At 70.2% G+C, this 21574-nt stretch carries 15 protein-coding genes; 8 read left to right on the top strand and 7 right to left on the bottom strand.

Translation table 11 applies throughout. From position 1 onward, the window contains the following. Positions 1 to 7: 7 nt before the first annotated feature. Entirely contained in the window at positions 8 to 1174 is a 1167-nt protein-coding gene (locus tag AC5RUH_RS11785) for an AI-2E family transporter (RefSeq protein WP_494128661.1), read from the top strand. Positions 1175 to 1289: 115 nt separating this feature from the next. Here the strand turns inward: AC5RUH_RS11785 and AC5RUH_RS11780 are convergent, their stop codons facing one another. The 4 genes from AC5RUH_RS11780 to AC5RUH_RS11765 form a co-directional block, all read right to left on the bottom strand. Continuing rightward, complete coding sequence (locus tag AC5RUH_RS11780; RefSeq protein ID WP_494128660.1) at positions 1290 to 2129, bottom strand: MetQ/NlpA family ABC transporter substrate-binding protein; 840 nt, start codon at positions 2127 to 2129, stop codon at positions 1290 to 1292. Positions 2130 to 2289: 160 nt separating this feature from the next. Next, positions 2290 to 3024 (bottom strand): methionine ABC transporter permease, encoded by a 735-nt coding sequence (locus tag AC5RUH_RS11775; RefSeq protein ID WP_494128659.1) that lies wholly within the window; start codon positions 3022 to 3024, stop codon positions 2290 to 2292. Further along, on the bottom strand, positions 3021 to 4013 hold the full coding sequence (locus tag AC5RUH_RS11770; RefSeq protein ID WP_494000261.1) for a methionine ABC transporter ATP-binding protein: 993 nt from the start codon (positions 4011 to 4013) through the stop codon (positions 3021 to 3023). The genes AC5RUH_RS11775 and AC5RUH_RS11770 overlap by 4 nt, the downstream gene beginning before the upstream one ends. A gap of 191 nt (positions 4014 to 4204) precedes the next feature. After that, positions 4205 to 4903, bottom strand: coding sequence for a 3'-5' exonuclease (locus tag AC5RUH_RS11765; RefSeq protein WP_494128658.1), 699 nt, complete (start codon positions 4901 to 4903; stop codon positions 4205 to 4207). Positions 4904 to 5021: 118 nt separating this feature from the next. On the opposite strand from AC5RUH_RS11765, the gene AC5RUH_RS11760 reads away from it, so the two are divergent. Genes AC5RUH_RS11760 through AC5RUH_RS11750 form a run of 3 tightly spaced genes read left to right on the top strand, consistent with a single transcriptional unit; the run spans position 5022 to position 12003 of the window. Then, positions 5022 to 5396 (top strand): MGMT family protein, encoded by a 375-nt coding sequence (locus AC5RUH_RS11760; protein WP_494022650.1) that lies wholly within the window; start codon positions 5022 to 5024, stop codon positions 5394 to 5396. Beyond that, the gene (locus tag AC5RUH_RS11755; protein WP_494049681.1) at positions 5393 to 8653 is read left to right on the top strand and encodes an ATP-dependent helicase; all 3261 of its coding nucleotides are present in this window, start codon (positions 5393 to 5395) and stop codon (positions 8651 to 8653) included. The genes AC5RUH_RS11760 and AC5RUH_RS11755 overlap by 4 nt, the downstream gene beginning before the upstream one ends. Beyond that, the gene (locus AC5RUH_RS11750; protein WP_494128657.1) at positions 8650 to 12003 is read left to right on the top strand and encodes an ATP-dependent helicase; all 3354 of its coding nucleotides are present in this window, start codon (positions 8650 to 8652) and stop codon (positions 12001 to 12003) included. Before AC5RUH_RS11755 ends, AC5RUH_RS11750 begins: the two co-directional genes overlap by 4 nt. A gap of 70 nt (positions 12004 to 12073) precedes the next feature. Here AC5RUH_RS11750 and AC5RUH_RS11745 read toward each other — a convergent pair whose 3' ends face one another. Then, the gene (locus tag AC5RUH_RS11745) at positions 12074 to 13483 is read right to left on the bottom strand and encodes a macrolide 2'-phosphotransferase (RefSeq protein WP_494128656.1); all 1410 of its coding nucleotides are present in this window, start codon (positions 13481 to 13483) and stop codon (positions 12074 to 12076) included. A 164-nt stretch (positions 13484 to 13647) separates the two neighbouring features. On the opposite strand from AC5RUH_RS11745, the gene nudC reads away from it, so the two are divergent. Both nudC and AC5RUH_RS11735 read left to right on the top strand, forming a co-directional pair. After that, positions 13648 to 14595, top strand: coding sequence for an NAD(+) diphosphatase (gene nudC, locus AC5RUH_RS11740; protein ID WP_494012544.1), 948 nt, complete (start codon positions 13648 to 13650; stop codon positions 14593 to 14595). Further along, a complete protein-coding gene (locus AC5RUH_RS11735; protein ID WP_494128655.1) occupies positions 14592 to 16724 on the top strand; it encodes an ATP-dependent DNA helicase UvrD2 in 2133 nt (710 codons plus the stop codon). Before nudC ends, AC5RUH_RS11735 begins: the two co-directional genes overlap by 4 nt. Before the next feature lie 27 nt (positions 16725 to 16751). Here the strand turns inward: AC5RUH_RS11735 and AC5RUH_RS11730 are convergent, their stop codons facing one another. Further along, positions 16752 to 17828 carry a TOMM precursor leader peptide-binding protein gene (locus AC5RUH_RS11730; protein WP_494128654.1) on the bottom strand — a complete coding sequence of 359 codons (1077 nt, stop codon included), beginning with the start codon at positions 17826 to 17828 and terminating at the stop codon, positions 16752 to 16754. A 153-nt stretch (positions 17829 to 17981) separates the two neighbouring features. Between AC5RUH_RS11730 and AC5RUH_RS11725 the strand changes: the two genes are divergently transcribed. Further along, a complete protein-coding gene (locus tag AC5RUH_RS11725; RefSeq protein ID WP_494128653.1) occupies positions 17982 to 18650 on the top strand; it encodes a M48 family metallopeptidase in 669 nt (222 codons plus the stop codon). On the opposite strand, the gene AC5RUH_RS11720 is transcribed toward AC5RUH_RS11725, so the two are convergent. After that, positions 18647 to 20131 carry a zinc-dependent metalloprotease gene (locus AC5RUH_RS11720; RefSeq protein WP_494128652.1) on the bottom strand — a complete coding sequence of 495 codons (1485 nt, stop codon included), beginning with the start codon at positions 20129 to 20131 and terminating at the stop codon, positions 18647 to 18649. The two genes, AC5RUH_RS11725 and AC5RUH_RS11720, sit on opposite strands and share 4 nt — an antisense overlap. A gap of 273 nt (positions 20132 to 20404) precedes the next feature. Here AC5RUH_RS11720 and AC5RUH_RS11715 point away from each other — a divergent pair, with 273 nt between their 5' ends. Beyond that, the gene (locus tag AC5RUH_RS11715; protein ID WP_494128651.1) at positions 20405 to 21538 is read left to right on the top strand and encodes a YlbL family protein; all 1134 of its coding nucleotides are present in this window, start codon (positions 20405 to 20407) and stop codon (positions 21536 to 21538) included. Positions 21539 to 21574 lie beyond the last annotated feature (36 nt).

The following is a 21574-nucleotide window of genomic DNA, read 5'->3' as shown; positions in this document are numbered from 1 at the left end:
GACGCCCCTGGCGGAGGCCGGGCCGCCGCCGGTGCGGTCCGGGACCGAGCCCGCCCCCGCGCCGGTGCAGTCACGGCTGGATCCGGCCCCGGCGCCCATGCCGCCCCGCGCGATCTGGTCCGACGGACTCGGACGGACGGCCACCCGTTCCGCACAGCTGCTGCTCACGCTGCTGCTGGCCGGCGTGGTGATCTACGGACTGTTGCAGCTGCGGCTCCTCGTCATTCCCGTCCTGATCGCCCTGATCCTGGCGGCGGCCGTGGGCCCGGTGGTGCGGCTGCTGCGCGGCTGGGGCTGGTCCGCGGCGCTGGCCACGGCGACGGCGTTCCTCGGGATCCTCGTGGTGCTCGGCGGCGTGATCACCGGGATCGTCTTCGCGGTCCGCAGCGAAGCGGACGAGCTGGTCAGCTCCGCCCGCGAGGGCTGGATGCAGCTGCAGGAGTTCCTGGCCACCTTCCCGCTGCCGGTCAGCCAGCAGCAGATCGACGAGGCGCTCGCCGGGGTGGTCGACTTCCTGACCAGCGCCACGGTGGGACGCAGCGCGCTGAGCGGATTGTCGACGGCGGCCGAAGTCGTCACCGGGGCCGTCCTGATGGCCGTGATCCTCTTCTTCTTCCTCAAGGACGGGCCGCGCATCTGGCGTTTCCTGCTCAGCTGGTTCCCGGCGGCCAAGCGGCCGCAGCTTGAGCTGGCCGGGTCGCGCGCCATGGACGTGCTGGGCAGCTACGTGCGGGGCACCGCCACCGTCGCGGCCGTCGACGCCTTCTTCATCGGACTCGCCCTGTTCATCCTGCAGGTACCGCTGGCGCTGCCGCTCTCGGTACTGATTTTCATCGGCGGCTTCATCCCGATCGTCGGAGCCACCGTCGCCGGCGTGCTGGCGACCCTGGTGGCGCTGGTGGCCAACGGGCCGGTGGCCGCGCTGGTAGTGGTCGCCGTCGTGATCATCGTGCAGCAGCTGGAGGGCAACTTCCTGCAGCCGGTGGTGATGGGCCGCTCGGTGAGCCTGCACTCGCTGGTGATCCTGTTGGCCCTGACCGCGGGAACCATCCTGGGCGGCATCATCGGCGCCGTCCTGGCCGTTCCGGTCACCGCCGTGGGCTGGGTGGTGATCCAGGTGATGTCGGGAAGGAGCTCCGCGGAGGAACCCGCGCCGGTCCGGCGAGGCCGCTGACCAGGCACGCCGCCGGCCAGATATCGGCCGGACACAGAAGGTCCCCGGAAGCCCAAGCTTCCGGGGACCTTTCTGGCGTCGGCCGTTGCCGCTCACGCCAGCGGTTCGGGACTGACTAGAAAGCGGGGAAGACGTCGCCGTTGGGCCACGTTTCCTCGATGAACTTCTTCACGTCCGGCGAGTGGAGCAGCTCTTCGAGCTTCGCCACGGCAGGATTATCGTCACCGGCGTTCCAGACCAGGAAGTTGGCATACGGGTTGTTCTCCGAGGACTCGACGACCACTGCATCGTCGGTGTTCAGCCCCGCATCCAGGATGAAGTTGCCATTGATGATGGCCAGGTCGATCTTCGGATCCTCGATCAACTGGACCAGGATTTCAGGCTGGTTCTCCTCGAATTTCAGGCCCTTGGGGTTCTGCTCCGCGGTCAGCGTCAGCGCCGCCGAATCGTCCTCGATCCCGGTCAGCAGCCCGGCCGTTTCGAGCATCTTGAGTGCGCGCGGCTGGTTCCCCGGGTCGTTGGTGATCGCAATGGTTGCGCCCTCGCCAAGGTCCTCGACGCTCTGGTGCTTCGACGAGAACCCGGCGTACGGCTCGATGTGGATGCCTTCGCCATGTTCGAAGTCGTAGCCCTTGTCAGCCACCTGCTGCTCAAAGAAGGCCAGATGCTGGAAGTAGTTGGCATCCAGCGAGCCGTCGCTCAGGGCGATGTTCGGGGTCTGGTAATCGGTGAATTCCTTGATCTCCAGATCGATCCCGGCTTCCTGGGCCAGGTTCTCATCAACGAATTCCAGGATCCGGCCCTGCGGCACGGGAGTGGCACCGACCGTGACGGTGACGGGATTGGCCGGATCCAGCGTGGTCTCGGCGCTGGGGGTGGATTCGGATCCACCGCAAGCCGTCAGCGCCAAGGCCGCAGCCAGGCCGGTACCAATGAGCGTTAGTGCTTTACGCATCTGCGTGCGTTCCTTTCGAATGACCGGGCCGGCCGAAGTCGGTTCGTCCCGGATGTGGTGCAGCTAGCGGCTACTGGCTGCATTCTTCCGCTGCCGGTGAGGCGGGCGGGAAGCGTGGGGGCGGGACGGCGGTGTCCCGACACGGTCGCGGACGTTGCGCTCAGACGGCGGTTGCCGGCTCATGCCGCCGGCGCTTCGAGCCTGCGGTGGAAGCGCTGCGGTGGTCCACCCGCCGGGCCACGGCGTCGCCGATCCATTGGATGAGTTGGACAAGGACCACCATGATCACGATGGTGACCACCATGACGGTGGTGTCGAACCGCTGGAAGCCGTAGTTGTAGGCGAGCTGGCCGAGGCCGCCGCCGCCGGTGAGGCCCGCCATGGCGGAGTATCCCACGAGCGTGACCAACGTCGTCGTCAAGGCGGCAACCAGCCCGGGCAAAGCCTCGGGAACGAGGACCTTGACCACGACCTGCAGGCGGGTGGAACCCATGACGAGGGCCGCGTCGATTTTGCCGGAGCTCACATCCCGCAGCGCGGTTTCCACCAGGCGGGCGAAGAACGGCACCGTGCCGATGGTCAGCGAGACGCAGGCGGCCAGGGCACCGATCGAGGTACCGGTGATGACCCGGGCCAGCGGGATCAGCGAGATCATCAGGATGGCGAACGGAATGGACCGGGTGATGTTCACGATGATGTCCGACACGATCCGGTTCGTCACGGGCATGGGCCGCAGCCCGGCGGGCGCACTGGTGTAGAGGAAGATGCCCAGCGGCAGGCCGATCAGCAGGGTGAAAGCCCCCGAGACCCCGACCATCAGCAACGTTTCGCCGATCGCTTCCGGCAGGGCATTGGTGATGCCCGGGTTGGTGGTCAGTTCGTCGATGAAGTTCATGCCGCTTCCTCCTGCAGGACGCGGACGGCAACGCCCTGGCCGACCAGGTGCTCGGTGAGGGCAGCCGTGTCCGCCCCGGCCGGCAGTTCGATGCGCAGGTGGCCGAACTGGGTGCCGGCCAGCGACTCCACGCTGCCGGCCAGGACGTTCAGGTCCAGGCCGAAGGCCCGGGCAGCCCCGGTCAGCACGGGCTCCGACGCGCGTTCGCCGGAATAGAGGATTTCCAGCATCGTGCCCCCGCCGGTCGCCTCGGCCGAAGGCAGCGGCAGCAGCGTGCTCGAGAGGCGGCCGCCCAGGTCGGCGGCGACCTCGCGCAACGGGCCGTGTTCGACGATCCGGCCGGCCTCCAGCAGCGACACCGAATCACAGATGCGCTTGATGACCTGCATCTCGTGCGTGATCACCAGCACGGTCAGTTGGAGCCGCTCGGTCAGGTCACGGATCAGGGTCAGGATTTCGTCGGTGGTCTTCGGGTCCAGGGCCGACGTGGGCTCGTCGCAGAGCAGCACGTCCGGGTCCGAAGCCAAGGCGCGGGCGATGCCGACCCGCTGCCGCTGGCCGCCGGAGAGCTGGGACGGGTAGGCGTCCTCAAACCCCTCCAGGCCGACGAGCCTGATCAGCTCCGAAACCTTGGCGCGGATGGACGCCTTGGGCGTCTTGACGATCTCCAGGGGATGCGCCACATTCTGGGCGGTGGTGCGGGAGTCCATCAGGTTGGCGTGCTGGAAGATCATCCCGATGCGGCGCCGGGCCGACCTCAGGTCGGCGTCGCGGGCGGCACTGAGCTCGGCCCCGTTGATCGATACCGATCCGGACGTCGGGCTGTCCAGGAGGGTCAGGCAACGCACCAACGTGGATTTGCCGGCACCGGAATGGCCGACGATGCCGTGGACGGTGCCCTTGGGGACGGACAGGCTGACGCCGTCCAGGGCCACCACTTCGCGGCCGCCTTGGCGGTAGACCTTGCGCAGGTCGGTAACGGTGATCATGGAACCTCGGGGAATCGATGTCTGAAGCGTCGACAGCCGCCATAGCATGTGCCGCCATCAAGGATTAATTATGACAGCCGCGACAACACGCCAGAATTCGACGGGACGTTGCGTCATACGGCGACGCGAAGTTGACAGCGCCGCGCTGACTCAGGGGCCGGGCGCGTGCGCTCGTGCCGGCCGGGGCAGGGTCAGACAGCGGCGGGCATCAGGCGCACCGGCCAGACCCCGTCCACGACGGCTTCCGGATCCTTGCGCCGCAGCCAGGCCTCGAAATTTGCCGCCTGCTGTGCGCACCAGTCGACCTGCAGGGCATGCAGCTCGGCCGCGCCGATGCACAATCCGGCGTAGCGGCGGGCGAGGGCATCCGCGACGCCGATGGTGGCCAGGGCGTCCGCCGCCGACGTGTGCGCCGCGTCGAGACGGACGCCGTAAAGTTCGCACAGCGCCCCCAAGGTGCGCTTCCCCCGCCGGTAGCGGTCCACCTGCTTGTCCAGGACATACGGATCGATCACCGGAGCCGCCGCCGGGGCCCGCAGGCCGTACCGTGAGCATTCGCGTGCCAGCACGGTGAAATCGTAGGCGGCGTTGAAGGCCATGACCGGGATGCCCGCGTCGAAGTAGCCGGTCAGTGCCTCGGCGATACCGGCGGTGGCAATTGCCGCGGGCAGGCCCTCGCTGCGGGCCCGTTCGGTGCTGACCCCGTGGATTGCGGCGGCTTCCGCAGGGATCTCCACTCCGGGGTCCACCAGCCACTCCCGCTCCTGCAGCGGCTGTCCCGCCGCGTCGACCAGGACGATGGACGCCGTCACGATCCGCGCGGTGTGGGGATCACGGCCCGTGGTTTCGAGATCGAAGGCGGCGCGGGGACCGGTATGCCAGCTGTTCATGTCCGCAACGCTATCCGGCGGATCGGACAATCCCGGGGAGGCGCCGCGCGGTGTGTGGAAGCGGCTCCCGCAGCCCGCCGGTGCAGGCCTCGCGGGGCCGCTAAATTACACTGGTGTAATGCGCGAGGCGATTGTAGAGGCGGTCCTCGACCTTGCCGCGATCATTCCGCGGGGCCGGGTGCTCTCCTATGGCGATGTCGCCGAGCTGCTCGACGCCGGAGGCGCCCGGCTGGTCGGCAGGATCCTGTCCCTGCACGGCGCGGCGGTTCCGTGGTGGCGCGTTATTCGTGCCAACGGTTCCCTGCCCGGTGAGCTGATGGAACAGGCTGTGGCGCACTACCGCCGGGAAGGCACGCCCCTGGCGGAGCCGGCGGCGTGGCCGGCCAGGGTGCGCATGGCGGAAGCCCGTTGGGTGCCCGGGCCTGAAGAATACGCAGCGATCGAGGAGCTCCGGCGCAAAGTGTCCGAACCGGCTGATGGGATGGGGCCATGATCGAGACCAAGCCGTCGGCCGGGCTGCAACTGGTCCGGCCCGAAACCGGATCCGCCGGTGCCCCGCTTCCGAGTCCGGACCAGGCGCAGGTCATCGACCTGCCCGCCGGCTGCGGTCCGGTGCTGGTCCTCGGCGGCCCGGGTACGGGAAAATCGACCGCTCTGGTGGAACTCGCGGTGCGCCGCGTGGAGGAAACCGGACTTGACCCGGCGAACCTGCTGTTCCTGGCCCCGAACCGGCTGGCGGCCGCGCGCCTGCGCGACGCGCTGACCGGGCGCCTCAACCGCAGCCTGGGCACCACCCCGACCAGGACCTGGTCGGCCTATGCCTTCGACCTGATCCGACGGGCACGGGTGGAAGGACTGCTGCCGCTGGTGGAGCGCGCGCCCCGGCTGCTGTCCGGACCCGAGCAGGACCAGATCATCGCCGAACTGCTGGCCGGCCATCGTGCCGGCTACGGTCCGGGGGCCGGCTGGCCGGAAGACCTGCAGCAGGCTCTGGCGACCCGCGGCTTCCGGCAGGAGGTCCGCCAGCTCTTCGACCGGCTGACCGAGTACGGCAGCACCGCAGGGCAACTGGAACAGTTGGGCGCAGAGTATGGCCGGGCGGACTGGATGGCGGCGGCCCGGCTGTATCGCGAGTACCGTGACGTGATCGACCTCCGGATGCCCGAGGCCTTCGACCCGGCCGGAATCATCACTTCGGCACGCCAGCTGCTGCTGGAGCATCCCGGCCTGCTGGAGCGGGAGCGCAGCCGCCTCCGGCTGATCCTGGCGGACGACCTCCAGGAAGCCAACCCCGCGGTCTTCGAGCTCCTGGCCTTGCTTGCGGAGGGACAGGATGCCGTCTTCGCGGCCTCGCCGGACACCGTCGTCCAAGGGTTCCGCGGCGCCCGTCCGGATGTCCTCGGCAAGTTGCCCGGGCTGGTTGGCACACCGGACAGGCCGCTGCACACGCTGGTCCTCACCAGTTCGCACCGGATGGCTCCCGGAGTCGCAACCGCCTGGCAGTCAGCTGCCGCCCGGATCTCGCAGGTCGCCGGGGCGCACCGCGCCCGCGACCTCGTCCATCCCGGTGCGGAAGCAGAAACCGGGAGCGGAACCGCGCCCGCCCACGGCGGCGCGGACCGGAACGACGCGCCCGCCGCCAGTTCGCACGTGGTCGCGTCGCCGGTCCACGAGCACCGCTATGTGGCGCAGCGGATCCTGGAAGCCAGGCTGTTCGAGGGCTACCGGCTCAGCGAGATGGCCGTGATCGTCCGCACCGGCGGCCAGCTCTCGGCCCTCGCCCGCTACCTCACCGGCCAGGACATCGCGGTCAAGGTCCCGGTTGCCGAAAGCGCGGTGCGCGACGAGGCCGCGGTCCGGCCGCTGCTGGACGCGTTGGCCGTGGCCCTGGAGCCGGAACTACTCACCCCCGACGCTGCCGTCGCCCTCCTGACCTCCAGGATCGGCGGCGCGACGGCGATCGACCTGCGCCGCCTGCGCCAGGCACTGAGGCGCGAAGAGCTGCTCGGCGGCGGGGGCCGGTCCAGCGATTCCCTGCTCGTGGAAGCGATCGGCGACCCCGTGTTCCTCGGCACGCTCGGAAGGGAAGGCGGATCCGCCAGGAGGATCGCGCGGATGCTCAAGGCCGGTCGGGACGCGGCGGCCGAGCCGGGGGCCAACGCCGAGACGGTGCTGTGGGCACTGTGGTCCGCCACCGGGCTCTCCGATCGCTGGGCGGCACAGGCACTGCAAGGCGGCCCGGTCGGCGTGCGGGCCGACCGGGACCTCGACGCCATGATGGCGCTGTTCCAGACCGCCGAGCGGTATGTGGACCAACTCCCCGGCTCGAGCCCGCGGCAGTTCCTGGAATACCTGTTGAACCAGGAACTGCCGATGGACAACCTCGCGCCGCGCGCCCAGGTGCGGGAAGCCGTGGAACTGCTCACGCCCGCCTCGGCGGCGGGCCGGGGCTGGCCGCTGGTCATCGTGGCGGGCGTCCAGGAGGGGGTGTGGCCGAACACCAGGCTGCGTGGCGAACTGCTGGGCAGCACGGAGTTCGTGGAGGTTTTGGAGCGCGGCGTCGAGGAGGCCCGGCGGATCGACGCGGTGACCCGGCTGCGGGAAATCCGGTACGACGAATTGCGCAGTTTCTCCACGGCCATTTCGCGCGCCGAACGCCGGCTGATCTGCACGGCGGTGCAGTCCGAAGACGCCCAGCCGTCCCAGTTCCTCGATCTGGTTGAGCCCTGGCTGGATCCGGAAACCCCCCGTCCGGCGACCGAAGTCCTCCGCCCGCGAACCGTGCGTGCCTTGGCAGCGGAACTCCGGCAGGCCGCCCAGCAAGCCTCGACCCGTCCGGAAGAGGCGGCGGATGCGGCCGCCGTGCTCGCCATGCTGGCGGCCAGCCCGGTGCCGGTGCCCGGCGCTCACCCGCGCGACTGGTGGGGACTGCTGCCGCTGAGCAGCACGGCACCGGTCGTTCCGGAGGGGGAACCCGTCCCGGTTTCCCCCTCAAAGGTGGAAGCCGTCCAGAAATCCCCGCTCGACTGGTTCATCCAAGCGGCAGGGGGCGAAGCGGCCACCGACTTCGCCCGCAGCCTGGGTACCCTGGTCCACGGAATTGCGCAAGACATCCCCGCGGGCACGGGAACGGAATACGTGGCCGAACTGGTCCGGCGCTGGCCGCAGTTGGGGATGAAGGAGAACTGGGAGGGACGGCTTGACTTCAACCGTGCCGAAGGAATGGTCCGGAGACTGGCCCAGTATGTGATCCAGATGCGTGCGGAGGGCCGGAGCCTGGTCGGCGTGGAACAGGACTTCTCGGTTGACCTGCCGGGTCCGGAACGCGTGGCCAGGCTGCGTGGACAGGTGGACCGGTTGGAACTGGACGCCGACGGGCGGCTCCACATCGTGGACCTGAAAACGGGACGCGCTGCCCCGACCAAGGCAGAACTGGAGCGGCACCCGCAGCTGGGCAGCTACCAGGCGGCGGTCCAGGCCGGAGGATTCCCCGAACATGCGTCAGCCCCGGGCGGCGCTTCCCTGGTCCAACTGGGACAGGACCTGAAATCGGTCAAAGTCCAGCAGCAGGAGAGCCTGGCCGACGGCGAAGACTGGGCCACAGCGATGATCCACGAGGCCGCGGCGCTCATGGCCGCTTCCGAATTCGAGGCCCGGCACGATCCGCAGCGGTCCGGCAACGGCGGTCACGGCTGCCGTGCACCGGAAATTTGTCCCCTGTGCGCAGAAGGAAGGCAGGTCACCGAATGAGCATAGGAACGGTCACCACAACCTACAGCCCGGAAGAGCTTGCCGGACTGCTGGGCCAGCACCTGCCGACAGCCGAACAGTCGGCCATCATCAGCTCCCCGCTGCAGCCGATGCTGGTCATCGCCGGCGCGGGTTCCGGCAAGACGGCGACAATGGCCGACCGCGTGGTCTGGCTCGTGGCCAATGGCTTTGTCCGCCCGGATGAAATCCTCGGCGTCACTTTCACCCGCAAGGCCGCAGGCGAGCTGGCAGCCCGGATCCGCGCGCAGCTGGCCAAGCTGGACCGCAAGGGCCTGCTGCCGCAGGAGGCCGACGATGCTGCCGGACTGGTGGAACCGAAGGTCTCGACGTACCACTCGTACGCCAATGGTTTGGTCAGCGACTACGGGCTGCGCCTGGGAATTGAACGCGACGTGGTGCTGCTGGGCACCGCGCAGTCCTGGCAGCTGGCCAGCCACTGCGTGGAGGCGTACGACGGCCCCATCGAGCACCTGGTGGCCGGCAAATCGACCCTGGTCAACGCCGTGATGCAGTTCGCCGGGGAATGCTCGGAGCATCTGGTCACCCCGGACCAGGCTGCCGGCTACCTCGCGGAGGAGGTGGAGCGGATCGCCGCCCTTCCCTACATCGACGGCAGCACCAAGCAGGCCAAGGCGGAGGTGCGGAAATTGCTGGACCGGCTGCGGACCCGGATCACCGTGGCCAACCTGGCGGCCGGCTACAACCGGGCAAAGCGGGAACGGGGGGTGCTGGATTTCGGTGACCTGGTCTCCCTCGCGGCCCGCATCGCCCGTGAAGTGCCGCAGGCCCGCCAGCTGGAACGCAGCCGCTACAAAGTCGTGTTGCTGGACGAATTCCAGGACACCTCCCACGCCCAAATGGTGCTGTTCTCCGAACTGTTCGGCGACGGGCATGCCGTCACCGCAGTGGGCGACCCGAACCAGTCCATCTACGGCTTCCGCGGTGCCTCCGCCGGCCAGCTCTTCGCTTTCCAGGAGCACTTTCCCCTGGTGGGCGACGACGGCCGGCGGGCCCCGGCTCCGGCCGGTTTCCTCACGGTGGCCTGGCGCAACAGCATCAACATCCTGCGGATGGCCAACCGGATCTCGGCACCGCTGAACCGGGAAGACCCGAACCGTCCGCGCCCCGGCCGGATCAGCGTTCCGCCGCTGCGCCCACGGCCGGGAGCCACGGAAGGAACGGTGGCACTGGGGCGCTACGCGACCGAGGCGGAGGAGACCCTCGCCCTCGCCGACGCGATCGAACGGGCACGGAAGACGGTTTTCGCCCGGGACCCTGAAACCGGCCGTGCCGAACCCGTCAGCACCGCCGTGCTGTGCCGGCGGCGGGCACAGATCCCGGGCATCGCCAAGGTACTCGAAGAGCGGGGCATTCCCTACGAAATCATCGGGCTGGCCGGGCTGCTGGCACAGCCGGAGATCGTGGACCTCGTGGCGACCCTGCGCGTCCTGGCTGATCCGGGACGGTCCGACGCGCTGATGCGGCTGCTGGCGGGGGCACGCTGGCGGATCGGACCGGCGGACCTGATGGCCCTGGCCGATTGGTCCCGGTTCCTGGAAAGCAGGCGCCGCGCGGCAACGGCAGGCGAGGCCGCCGAGCTGGACCGGGACGAGGCCGCGGGGGAGGCCGTCGTCGAACAGGACCTGGCCGAGGCCGCGTCCCTGGTCGAGGCGCTGGACCGGCTGCCCAAGCCGGGCTGGACCTCGCGCCACGGGCGGTCGCTGACACCCGTCGCGCTGGAGCGTCTGGGGCGCCTCGCGGAAGAGGTCCGCTACCTGCGCAGCTTCGTCGGCGACGACCTGACGCTGTTGCTGGGCGAGGTGGAACGCACCATGCTGCTGGACATCGAGGTTGCCTCCAAACCCGGGCAGAGCATCCACCAGGCGCGGCGCAACCTTGATGCTTTCCACGACGCGGCGGCAGCGTTCATGCAGACGTCGCAGCGCGTGGACCTGCTGGCCTTTTTGGCGTGGCTGGAAGCGGCTGCCGCCGAAGAGGGAGGCCTGGACATGGCGCAGGTGGACGTGCGGCACGATGCCGTGCAGCTGCTGACCGTGCACGCTTCCAAGGGGCTCGAATGGGACGCAGTCTTCGTCCCCGGGCTCAACGACGGCGCCTTCCCCTCCTCCTCGGACAACCGGTGGAGCAGCGGCCACGCCGCCCTGCCCTGGCCGCTGCGCGGAGACCGGTCCGACCTTCCCCAGTGGGATACCGACCAGCCGGACCAGTTGTCCTGGCTGAACGCGGAAGCGGACTACAAGTCGGAAGTCCAGGCACACGGTGAAGACGAAGAGCGCCGGCTGGCCTACGTCGCCTACACCCGGGCCAAGCACCTGCTGGTCTGCAGTTCCGCGGGCTGGACCGGCAGCAAGGTCAAGCCCACGGCCGTGTCGGCCTTCCTGGCCGAACTGCACGCAATGTCACAGGACGAACCCACGGCAGTGCAGGTGCGGCGATGGGTAGCGGACGAGGAACTCGGGCCGGAGAATCCGTTTCGGGCCGAAGTGGAAACAGCCATGTGGCCCTTCGACCCGTTGGAAGGGCCGCGGGTCTACCGCAGCGGTGTCCCGCAGCGGCAGCGTCCGGGCCGCCGGGCGGCCATGGAACAGGCCGCGCAGGCCGTGCTGGAGTCGCTGGCACAGGACCGGCAGCCGGCCGCGGACTCGACCTGGGCCCATGAGGCCAGGCTGCTGTTGGAACGCCACAATGCCGCACCGACCGCCGGCGAGGTGGAGCTGCCGGCGCACATCTCCGCGTCGCTGCTGGTGGACCTGGCCGACGACCCGGACGAAGTCACGCGGCGCCTGCGGCGCCCGGTGCCCCGGAAGCCGGGCATGGCCGCCAGAAAGGGTACCGCCTTCCACAGCTGGATCGAGGAATACTTCGGCACCACGGGGATGTTCGATCTCGAGGCCTACCCGGACGCGGCCGACGCCTTCGTCGACGAGGCCTATGAGCTGGCCGGACTGGTCGAGAACTTCAGGGCATCCGAATGGGCCAACCGGGTCCCGGCAGCCATCGAAGTGCCCGTCGAGACCCGCGTCGGCGGCGTCGTGGTGCGCGGGCGCATCGACGCCGTGTTCCGCGACGCCGACGGCAGCTGGGACCTGATCGACTGGAAGACCGGAACCGCGCCGACGGGCCGGCAATTGTCGGTGAAGTCGGTGCAGCTGGCCGTCTATCGGCTGGCGTGGGCACGCCTGCGCGGCATCGAATTGGACCGCGTCAAGGCCGCCTTTTACTACGTCGGGCAGGACAAACTGGTGCGCCCGCACGGCCTGGCCGGCGAGGCGGAGCTGGAGGCGGCGGTGCTGCGGGCCTACGCGTAGGGCCGCCGCGCGGCAGCGGTCAGCGCCCCGCACAGCAGCGGTCAGCGGTCAGCGGCGCCGCGCAGCAGTGTCAGCGCCGTTGGTTGATGATCGGAAGTGCCGTGGTGTCCGCGGACGACGGCTCGGCTTCCTTGGCCGGCGGGGCCTCCTTGCCGGCGGCCGCTGCGCCGTCGGCGCGGCCGTTCTCCGGCGGCGCAGGCTCCGCGGCGTCCTGTTCCGCCGCGGGCGGTGCCGGAGAAGCTGGATCGACGTCAGGCCCCTCAACCGGGAGCAGCGTGACCTTGGAACTCCCGGATCGGCCGGCGAGCTGGACGCGGGCCGGTCCGTCGTGCCGGTGCTCCTGCCCGGCCGAACCGTTCCCGCCCGCCGCAGCCGCCCTGCCGGCGCCGTCCTGCTCGCCGTCCGCCGCTTCGTCCCCTGTCGGCCGGTCGGCAGCAGCCGGCTCAGCGGCACGGTTCCGGCCCTCGGAACCGGCGGCCGGTTCCCGGGCCGGAGCCGCAGGGACAGCGGCAACCGTGGGCGGAACGGCAGGCGGCGGGGGAGCGGTGACACTGATGGGCTGGCCGCCGTGTACGGCCACGTCGGCCTCGAGCTCGTTCAGCATGTCGACCGCCTCGTCAACCATGGTCTGGTCGCCCGCGGCCAGTCCGCGGACCAGCCATTGGGCCAGCGCGAATTCGGCGGACAGCGCTGCCCGGCGCATCAGGTGGGGATCGACCGGGTCCTTGCGGTACTTGCGGTAGGACTCCAGCACGACGTCGGCGAACGACTGTTCGTGCACGGCCACCAGCCACGCGAAGTCATCGGCGGGATCGCCAATGCGCAGGTCGGTCCAACCGGTCACCGAGCTGACGCTGCCGTCTTGGACCAGGAGGTTGTCTTCGTGCAGGTCGCCGTGCACCACGCACGGATTGAACTTCCAGAGGGCCACGTCCTCCAGGGCGTGCTCCCACCGGCGCAGCAGGGCCGGCGGTATCTTGCCGGTGGTGGCGGCCTGGTCGAGTTCGTTGAGCTTGCGCTGGCGGAACTGGTCGGCCGTGTAGCTGGGCAGATCCGCGGCGTCGACCATGCGCTGGGGCAGGTCGTGGATGCCGGCTGTCGCCCGTCCGATCGATACCGGGACGGCGGCGCCGGCGGCGACCAGAGCTTCCAGCGCCAGCATGCTCCCCGGCACGTGGTTGTAAACGAAGGTGCGCAGTTCGGACTGCTGGACGGTCCCGGCGACCGTGGGCACCTGGAAAGGCAACTCCGCGCGGATCGCGGGCGAGAAGGCCCGGAGCACCAGCAGTTCCGTTTCGAGCCGCATGCTCGCCTCGGCGTGCTTCGGAGAACGCACGCGCCACCGCTTGCCGGACGCATCGGTGAGTACCGCGGACTGGAAATCCGCCGCATCATCCGGCAGCCCGGCAACGCCCGTGGGCGTCAACCCGGGAACGGCCGCGGTGGCTATGGCCGCCAGCTCCAGAGGTGTCTTTCTCACGTAGTCCACCGTACGTGCAACCGGTACCGGCAGCCCGGCCACGGCCGCGGCGAGTCGCCGGAAGGGTGAGGCAGGCCGCACCGGCGGGGCACCGCCGGTGCGCAGTCCACAGCGCCGGCGGCGCGAATAACGGTCCGGGCGCCGGGGTGAGTACGGTAGAGAGCATGAGTCTTAGCACCGCCGCTGCAGGGTTCCCGCCGCTGGGCCAGCTGATGCTGGCGCGCACCACCATGGACCGCGGGTGCGAGCGGCGCAGCCACCCCGGCCTGGTGGACGGCATCTGGGGCAGCGACACCACGCATGTGATGCTGATCGCCGATGGCAAGACGCTGGTCCGCGGCGGAAGGATCGTGTTGCTTCCGAGCAGGGAACGGACCGCAACCGACCTCTCCGTCTACCTCGGCCGGGCCGTGGAGGGTGCGGATGTGCCCGTCGGGACCGACATTGTGCTCTCGGTGTTGGCGGACCGCGCAGAAGCTGCCGGGTACGACGGCGAGTGGCTGGGCCTGCGGGATGTGGCGGGGGAGCTCTCTGCGCAGGACGCCGGGCTGTTTGTGGAGGCCGCGGCGATTTCCAACTGGCACCTGACCCACACCCACTGCCCGCGTTGCGGCCACCGCACGGAGATCGAGCAGGGCGGCTGGGTGCGCCGCTGTCCCGCCGACGGAAGCCAGCATTTCCCGCGCACCGATCCCGCCGTCATCGTTTCGGTCATCGACGAGGACGACCGCCTGCTGCTCGGCCGCAACAGCGCATGGCCGGCCAGCCGGTATTCGACCCTGGCCGGTTTCGTCGAGCCGGGGGAGTCGCTCGAGGCCGCGGTGGTGCGGGAAATCGAGGAGGAGTCCGGCGTCGTCGTGCACTCGCCGCGCTACCTTGGGTCCCAGCCGTGGCCGTTCCCGGCATCGCTGATGATTGGTTTCACGGCGGTCGCGACGGACGCGGCGTCGGTGCCCGACGGCGTGGAGATCCTGGACACACGGTGGTTCAGCCGGGAGGAACTGGCCGCGGCACTGAAGGCCGACGAGGTCCAGGTGGCCAGCGGCATTTCAATTGCGCGGGCGCTGATCGAGCACTGGTACGGCGGCGAACTGCCGCAGGCCGGACGATGAGCGCAGCGGCAGCCGGGCCCCTCCCGGACAGCAGCCTCGAAGACCGGATCCTGGCCGGACTGGATGACGAGCAGCGGCAGGTGGCCACCAACCTGGCCGGACCGTTGTGCGTCCTCGCCGGAGCGGGCACCGGCAAGACCCGGGCGATCACGCATCGGATCGCCTACGGGGTACACACCGGGGTGTATACGCCGCAGCGGGTGCTGGCGGTGACGTTCACCGCGCGTGCGGCCGCCGAGATGCGGACGCGGCTGCGCGACCTCGGTGTTGGCGGGGTGCAGGCGCGAACGTTCCACGCCGCGGCGCTGCGCCAGCTGCAGTTTTTCTGGCCGCAGGCGGTCGGCGGTCCGTTGCCCGGCCTGCTGGACCACAAGGCCAGCGTCATCGCCGAATCTGCCCGGCGCCTGCGGCTGACCACCGACCGTGCCGCCATCCGCGACCTGGCGGCCGAGATCGAGTGGGCCAAGGTTTCCATGCTCACGCCCGAGAGCTATGTCCGCCGGGCGGCCGGGCGTGCCGCACCGGCAGGCTACGACCTGACGACGGTGGCGCGGCTGTACCAGGCCTACGAGGACGTGAAGACGGACCGGAACATCATCGACTTCGAGGACGTCCTGCTCATCACCGTGGGGATCCTCGAGGAAGACCCGAAGGTGGCGGCCGCCGTACGGGACCAGTACCGGCACTTCGTGGTGGACGAATACCAGGACGTCTCGCCGCTCCAGCAGCGGCTCCTGGACCTCTGGCTGGGTGACCGTGAAGAACTCTGTGTCGTCGGCGACGCCAGCCAGACCATCTACTCCTTCACGGGAGCGACCTCCCGGCATCTGCTCGAGTTCACCAAACGCTTCCCCGGAGCCGACGTCGTAAAACTGGTCCGGGACTACCGCTCCTCGCCGCAGGTGGTGCAGCTGGCGAACTCGCTGCTGGCCGCCCGCACCCGGCAGCCGGCGCGGGACAACGACAGCTGGCCGACCCCGCTGGAGCTCATCGCCCAGCGTCCGGCCGGGCCCGAGCCCTCGTTCACGGAATGCGCCGACGACGAGGCCGAGGCGGCCCAGGTGGCCACCCGCATCCGCAAACTGCTCGACGACGGCGTGGGCGCCGCCCAGATCGCCGTGCTGTTCCGCACCAACGGGCAGTCCCAAGTCTACGAACAGGCGCTGGCCAATGCCGGCATCGGCTATCAGCTGCGCGGCGGGGAGCGGTTTTTCCAGCGGCGGGAGGTCCGCGACGCGATCCTCCAGCTGCGGGCCTCCTCCCGGGCCGCCGGAACCGAACCCGTGCCGCAACTGGTCCGGGACGTGCTGGCGAACCTGGGCTACACGCGGGAAGCTCCGCAGACCGGCGGCGCGGTGCGCGAACGCTGGGAATCTCTGGCCGCGCTGGTGGGACTGGCCGACGAGTTGGACGCGGCCCGCGGTTCCGCGGCGGGCGGTGTTTTCACCATGTCCGACTTCGTGGCAGAGCTCGACGAACGCGCTGCCGCCCAGCATGCCCCCACCGTACAGGGTGTCACCCTCGCCTCGCTGCACTCGGCGAAGGGCCTCGAATGGGACGCAGTCTTCCTGGTCGGTTTGAGCGAGGGGCTGATGCCGATCTCCTTCGCCGACACCGACGAGGCCGTGGATGAGGAACGCCGGCTGCTCTACGTGGGCATCACCCGTGCCCGCCAGCACCTGGCGCTGTCCTGGTCGCTGGCCCGGACCCCGGGAGGCCGCGCCAACCGCAAGCCGTCCCGGTTCCTGGACGGGCTGCGGCCGGCCTCTTCCTCCTCCGTCCGCAGCACGCCGGGCCAGCGGCCGGCGCGGCGCAAGCAGGCCGCACCGGCGGCGTGCCGCGTCTGCGGCACCCTGCTCGGCAGCGGGGCGGAACGCAAGGTGGGCCGGTGCCACAACTGTCCGCCCACCTACGAGGAGTCGACGTTCGAGGCGCTGCGCGAGTGGCGCAAGGAGACGGCCAGTGAAGCCTCGATGCCCGCCTTTGTGATCTTCACGGATGCCACCCTCGTGGCCATCGCCGAAGCCCGGCCCCAGTCCTTGCAGGAGCTGTCCAGGCTGGCCGGCGTGGGGCCGTCCAAACTGGAGCGTTACGGCGAGGAGGTGCTGCGCGTCCTGGCCGCGAACTGAGACTGTGCGGCCCGGAGGCGAGCGCGCTCAGGCCGCCGCGCCCAGCACGCAGCCGCAGCCCGGGTGCGGCGGGTAGGCGTGGCGCGACACGGCGCCGTCGCCGCTGTCGAGTTTGAGCACGGCGGAGAAGCTGCCGGGCTGGTTCCGTCCATCCAGGAACAGCAGGGCCTGCATCGCCGCCAGGCCGGCCGCGGCCACCGCCTGCGACACTTCGTCGGCCGCGCCCCGGTCTGCCTGCGGCTCCGCCGGCCGGCTGGTCAACCGGGCAACGACGTCCGGCCACCCCGGATCGGCGTCGGCGCGGTGCAGTTCCACGCAGCCAAGGCAGCTTGTCTGGCCGGGGACCACCAACGGTCCGATCAGGGTGTCCTGCTCGCGCACCAGGACGCTCAGGTGCGGGTGTCCCCGGCTCATGAGCGCCGCGGCGACCCGGGGATCGGCCACGTCGCGGTCGACGTAGACGGCCAGGCTGAGCGCGCGCGGAAAGATGCCTGCGCCACCCTGCTCCGCGGTCGAGCCGGGCAAGAGGTGGCAGGCTACCGTGGGATCCACCTGGTGCACCGCCCGCCGCACGGCCTGCCCGCGGCCCAGACCGATGTCGGCGAGCCGGATGGCGCCGGAACCGACATCTGAGGCCGCGGCGACCGCCGAATCCTCGAGCAGAAGCGTGCCGACGCCGGCCGCAGCCAGGGCGGTGCCCAACGCTGCACCGGTGCGTCCCAGCCCGATCAGCTGAACGATGCAGCGGCCCCGGGCGGCCAGCGGTCCTTCACCGTCGGCCGAGTACACCGCCGACCAACGGCGCGCATCCGGCGCGAGCCGATCGGCGCGCAACCCCGACAGGCGTTCCCCGCCGGAGTCCGGCAGCAGGACCGGTGCCAGTGCCGCCAACAGCGACGCGGCCCGCTCCCTGTCCAGGCCACAGGCTGCCCGCACGTCATCCAGGTCGGCCGATTCGATGCCCCGGCACAGCCGGGACAGGAAGTGCCGGTCCGCTTCCCCGGTCCCCTCGACCACCAGTCCGCCGGCGCCCAGGCCGAACTGGACGCTGCCCGCGGCGCCCTCCAGCATGCGCAGGCCTGGATTGATTCTCAACTGTGCCACCGCAACCCTCCTCGCCGCCTGCCCGTGGTCCGGGCGCGGCCCGGTCCTCCATGCTGGCACGGCGGCGGCAGGCGTCGGAGGGTTATCCACAGAAAACCGGGCCCCGGGCCTGGGCGGATGCGGACGGTCGGATTGACCCGGTAACCTCGTCGCATGTCCCGAGCAGATCAGACGCAGGAATCCCGTGCCAGTGCAACGCCTCCGCGGCCGGTCCCGCTGGTGGCCGACACGGGGGAGCGGGTGGCGCTGACCACATCCACAGGGGCCCCCGTGGTGGTTAAACGGTCAGCACGCCGGCGCCGGACCGTCTCCGCCGCGTGGCGGGACGGGGCCGCCGTGATCTCCATTCCCGGCCACTTTTCGCCGGCGCAGGAACGGGAGTGGGTGCAGCGGATGCTGGCCAGGCTCGAGACGCGCGGCTCCCGGCCGGAGGGACGGACCGCCGCGGGCGACACTGACCTGGCCCGCCACGCGGCGGAGCTGTCGCAGCGTTACCTGGCCGGCAACGCCGTCCCGACCAGCATCCGATGGGTTTCCAACCAGAACGACCGCTGGGGGTCGGCAACGCCGGCCCGGGGCACCATCCGCATCTCGGACAAGATCAAGGACATGCCCGCCTGGGTCGTCGACTACGTGATCCTGCACGAGCTGGCACACCTGCTGGAGCCCGGCCACGGCCCACGCTTCTGGCGCTTGCTGCAGGCCTATCCGGAGCTCGAACGCGCCAAGGCCTTCCTCTCCGGCGCCGCCTTTGCCATGGGCCGCGGCCTGCAGGACGGGGACGACATGGACGGTGCCGGCGCCGGCGAGAGCGACTGCTAGCCGCGGTCTCCGCTTCCGGAACCGTCCGGGCCTCCGTCGGCGGTGCCGGTATCCTCACCGCCAGCGGAGCCGTCCGGACCTCCGCCGGCGCTGCCGGAGTCTCCACGGTCGGCGGTGCCGTCCGGCTTCCGGGCATCGCCGTCGCCGGGCTGCTGCCCTTCGAAGCCACCGCTCAAGAGTTTCTGCAGCGCCTCGTCGACTTCCGCCTCCGAGGCGTCCAGCAGCTTCCGCCGGGCGCTGAAGCCGGCCGGATCGTCCAGATCCTCCGCGGTCGGCAGCAGGTCGGGGTGGTTCCAGATCGCGTCCCGTCCTTCGACCCCGCGTTCCTCCTTCAGGGCGGACCACAGGGCGGCGGCATCCCGCAGCCGGCGGGGGCGCAGCTCCAGTCCGACCAGGGCCGCGAAGGCGTGTTCCGACGGACCGCCGGTGGCCCGCCGCCGTCGGACCGTTTCGCGCAGCGCCGGTGCCGAGGGCAGGTTGGCCGCTGCGCCGGCGGTGAGCTCGTCCACCCAGCCCTCGACCAGCGCGAGCGCAGTTTCGAGCTTGGCCAGGGCGGCTTCCTGTTCCGGCGTGCGCTTCGGCATGAACACGCCCTGCGAGAGTGCCTGCTGCATGGATTCGGGGTTTGTGGGATCGAGGTCGCGGGCCACTTCCTCGATCCGCCCCATGTCGATATGGATGCCCCGCGCATAGCTTTCGATAGCGCCCAGCAAATAGCCGGAGAGCCACGGGACATGCGTGAACAGGCGGGTGTGCGCAGCTTCCCGGATCGCCAGGAAGAGCAGCACGTCCTGCCCCGGGATGTCCAGGCCCTCGCCGAACGACTTGACGTTGGCCGGCAGCAGGGCCATCTTGCCTTCCACCAGCGGGACGCCGATGTCGCTGGAACTGACCACGTCCTTGGCCAAGGCGCCCACGGCCTGGCCAAGCTGCATGCCGAACATCGCGCCGCCGAGGTTCTGCAGCATGGAGTGTGCCCCGCCGAGCATCTGCTTCATCTCCTCCGGCACCTGCTCGGTCAGCGCGCTGGTCAGCGCGAAGGCGATGCTGTTGGCGACCGGCTCCGTCAACCGCTTCCAGGTCGGCAGCGTTGCCTCAACCCACTCGGCGCGGGACCAGGCCCTGCCGATGAGCCCGGTGCCGGGCATGCTCGTCACCGGATCGAGCCACATCTCGGCCAGCCGGAGCGCTTCGTCGACGGCGCGGCCCTGTGCGGTAGAGACGGACGGGTCGCTGTCCGAGGCGGCCACCTTACGGGCGCTTTCATGGGCCAGTCTCCAGTTGACCGGACCTTCGGCGGGGGCACTCATCATCGCCTGGACCTGCTGGAACATCTGCGCCAAGGCAGTGGGGTCGGAGGGAAGTCCTGCCGCCTTGGCTATTTCCGCGGGATCCATTGCCCCGGCCTGGCCACCGAAGAGCTTGGCGAACATCTCCGCCAGCGGATCCTGCGGGTCGTCGTCGGGCTGCTTGGGGGTCATCACTACCACCGGTCCTCGAGGGTTGGAGCGGGCACGGGCCGCAGCGGCTGCCGGGGAGGCGGCGGGGGCTGTGCCCGGGGTGTTGCGTGAGTTCCACGTTACCGGCAGCCGGGATTCCTTGTCGCGCCGGGGACCGGCAGTTCGCTCAAGGCCGAGCAGGCGCCGCACCACCGATGCCGGGCCGACGGCGTACGCTAGAGCAGGCGCCGCGAGCGCCCCGGGCGGCAGCGCGTTGGGTGCACGGCCCGGACAGCTGCGGGAGGGAACCACCAGGTGACACAGTCCACCAACAACGGCACGGAGCACGGCACGGACGGCTGGTCCGGCAACGCTCCCGGCCCGCAGCCGGCTGCGCCGCCTACCCGAAACCGCAGGCAACCGGTCCTGGCGGCCGCCGCCGTCGTCGCCGTGGTGGCCGGCGCCGCAGGGCTGGCCCTGCCGGCGGGCTACGTCATCGAGACGCCCGGTCCTGCCATCAACACCATCGGTGAGGTTTCCGGCACCCCGCTGATCGAGGTTCCGGACCGCCCCACCTACGAGACTTCCGGCGCCCTGGACCTGACAACGGTGTACGTGGAGGGCGGGCCCAACTCGAACGTCAACATGCTGCAGGTCCTGGCCGCCTGGCTCCATCCCCAGCGCAGCGTCGCACCCGCCGACCTGGTCTACCCCCCGGACGTCACGCAGGACGACATCCAGCAGCAGAATGCGGCGCTGATGGCCTCGTCGCAGGAGTCCTCGATCGCGGCGGCCCTGACCCAGCTGGACGTGGAGTACTCGCAGACCCTCTCGGTGGCCGATTTCACCCCGGACGCGGCGGCGGCAGGAGTCTTGGAGCTGCAGGACGCGATCCGGACCATCAACGGCCGGCCGGTCACCGGCATCGAGGTGCTGCGCGAGGAGCTCAATGCCAGTGCCGGCGCCCCGGTCGAACTGGGCATCGCGCGCGACGGCCGCGAGGAAACCGTGGATGTGGCACCGCGGGCCAACGGCGACGGCGACTACCAGCTGGGCGTCCTGCTGGGCACCGAATTCGACTTTCCGTTCGAAGTGAAGATCCAACTGGACAACGTGGGCGGCCCCAGCGCGGGCATGATGTTCGCGCTGGGCATCATCGACACCCTGACGCCAGGCGAGATGACCGGCGGCAAACACTTCGCGGGGACCGGCACGATTGACGCCGAAGGCACCGTCGGGCCGATCGGCGGCATCCGGCAGAAAATGCTGGGCGCGCGGGAGGCCGGCGCCACCGTCTTCCTGGCGCCGGAGGCTAACTGCGCGCAGGTCGCCGGCCACGTTCCGGAGGGACTGCAGGTCGTGTCGGTGGCGACGCTGGACGACGCCGTCAAGGCCGTCACCGCGATCGGCGGCGGCGGCGACGCGGCCGCCCTGCCCGGCTGCAGCTGATTCGTTTCAGCTGCGACGCGGTCACATTCCGGCAAC

It is taken from the genome of Arthrobacter sp. Y3223166, assembly GCF_059090935.1.
This window is presented reverse-complemented; position numbering and strand designations above follow the sequence as displayed.

Coding starts and splice junctions, on each gene's coding strand:
- AC5RUH_RS11720 (WP_494128652.1), bottom strand. CDS start 20,131: ATGACCCCCAAGCAGCCCGACGACGACCCGCAGGATCCGCTGGCGGAG.
- AC5RUH_RS11780 (WP_494128660.1), bottom strand. CDS start 2,129: ATGCGTAAAGCACTAACGCTCATTGGTACCGGCCTGGCTGCGGCCTTG.
- AC5RUH_RS11750 (WP_494128657.1), top strand. CDS start 8,650: ATGAGCATAGGAACGGTCACCACAACCTACAGCCCGGAAGAGCTTGCC.
- AC5RUH_RS11765 (WP_494128658.1), bottom strand. CDS start 4,903: ATGAACAGCTGGCATACCGGTCCCCGCGCCGCCTTCGATCTCGAAACC.
- AC5RUH_RS11735 (WP_494128655.1), top strand. CDS start 14,592: ATGAGCGCAGCGGCAGCCGGGCCCCTCCCGGACAGCAGCCTCGAAGAC.
- AC5RUH_RS11755 (WP_494049681.1), top strand. CDS start 5,393: ATGATCGAGACCAAGCCGTCGGCCGGGCTGCAACTGGTCCGGCCCGAA.
- AC5RUH_RS11725 (WP_494128653.1), top strand. CDS start 17,982: ATGTCCCGAGCAGATCAGACGCAGGAATCCCGTGCCAGTGCAACGCCT.
- AC5RUH_RS11760 (WP_494022650.1), top strand. CDS start 5,022: ATGCGCGAGGCGATTGTAGAGGCGGTCCTCGACCTTGCCGCGATCATT.
- AC5RUH_RS11775 (WP_494128659.1), bottom strand. CDS start 3,024: ATGAACTTCATCGACGAACTGACCACCAACCCGGGCATCACCAATGCC.
- nudC (WP_494012544.1), top strand. CDS start 13,648: ATGAGTCTTAGCACCGCCGCTGCAGGGTTCCCGCCGCTGGGCCAGCTG.
- AC5RUH_RS11770 (WP_494000261.1), bottom strand. CDS start 4,013: ATGATCACCGTTACCGACCTGCGCAAGGTCTACCGCCAAGGCGGCCGC.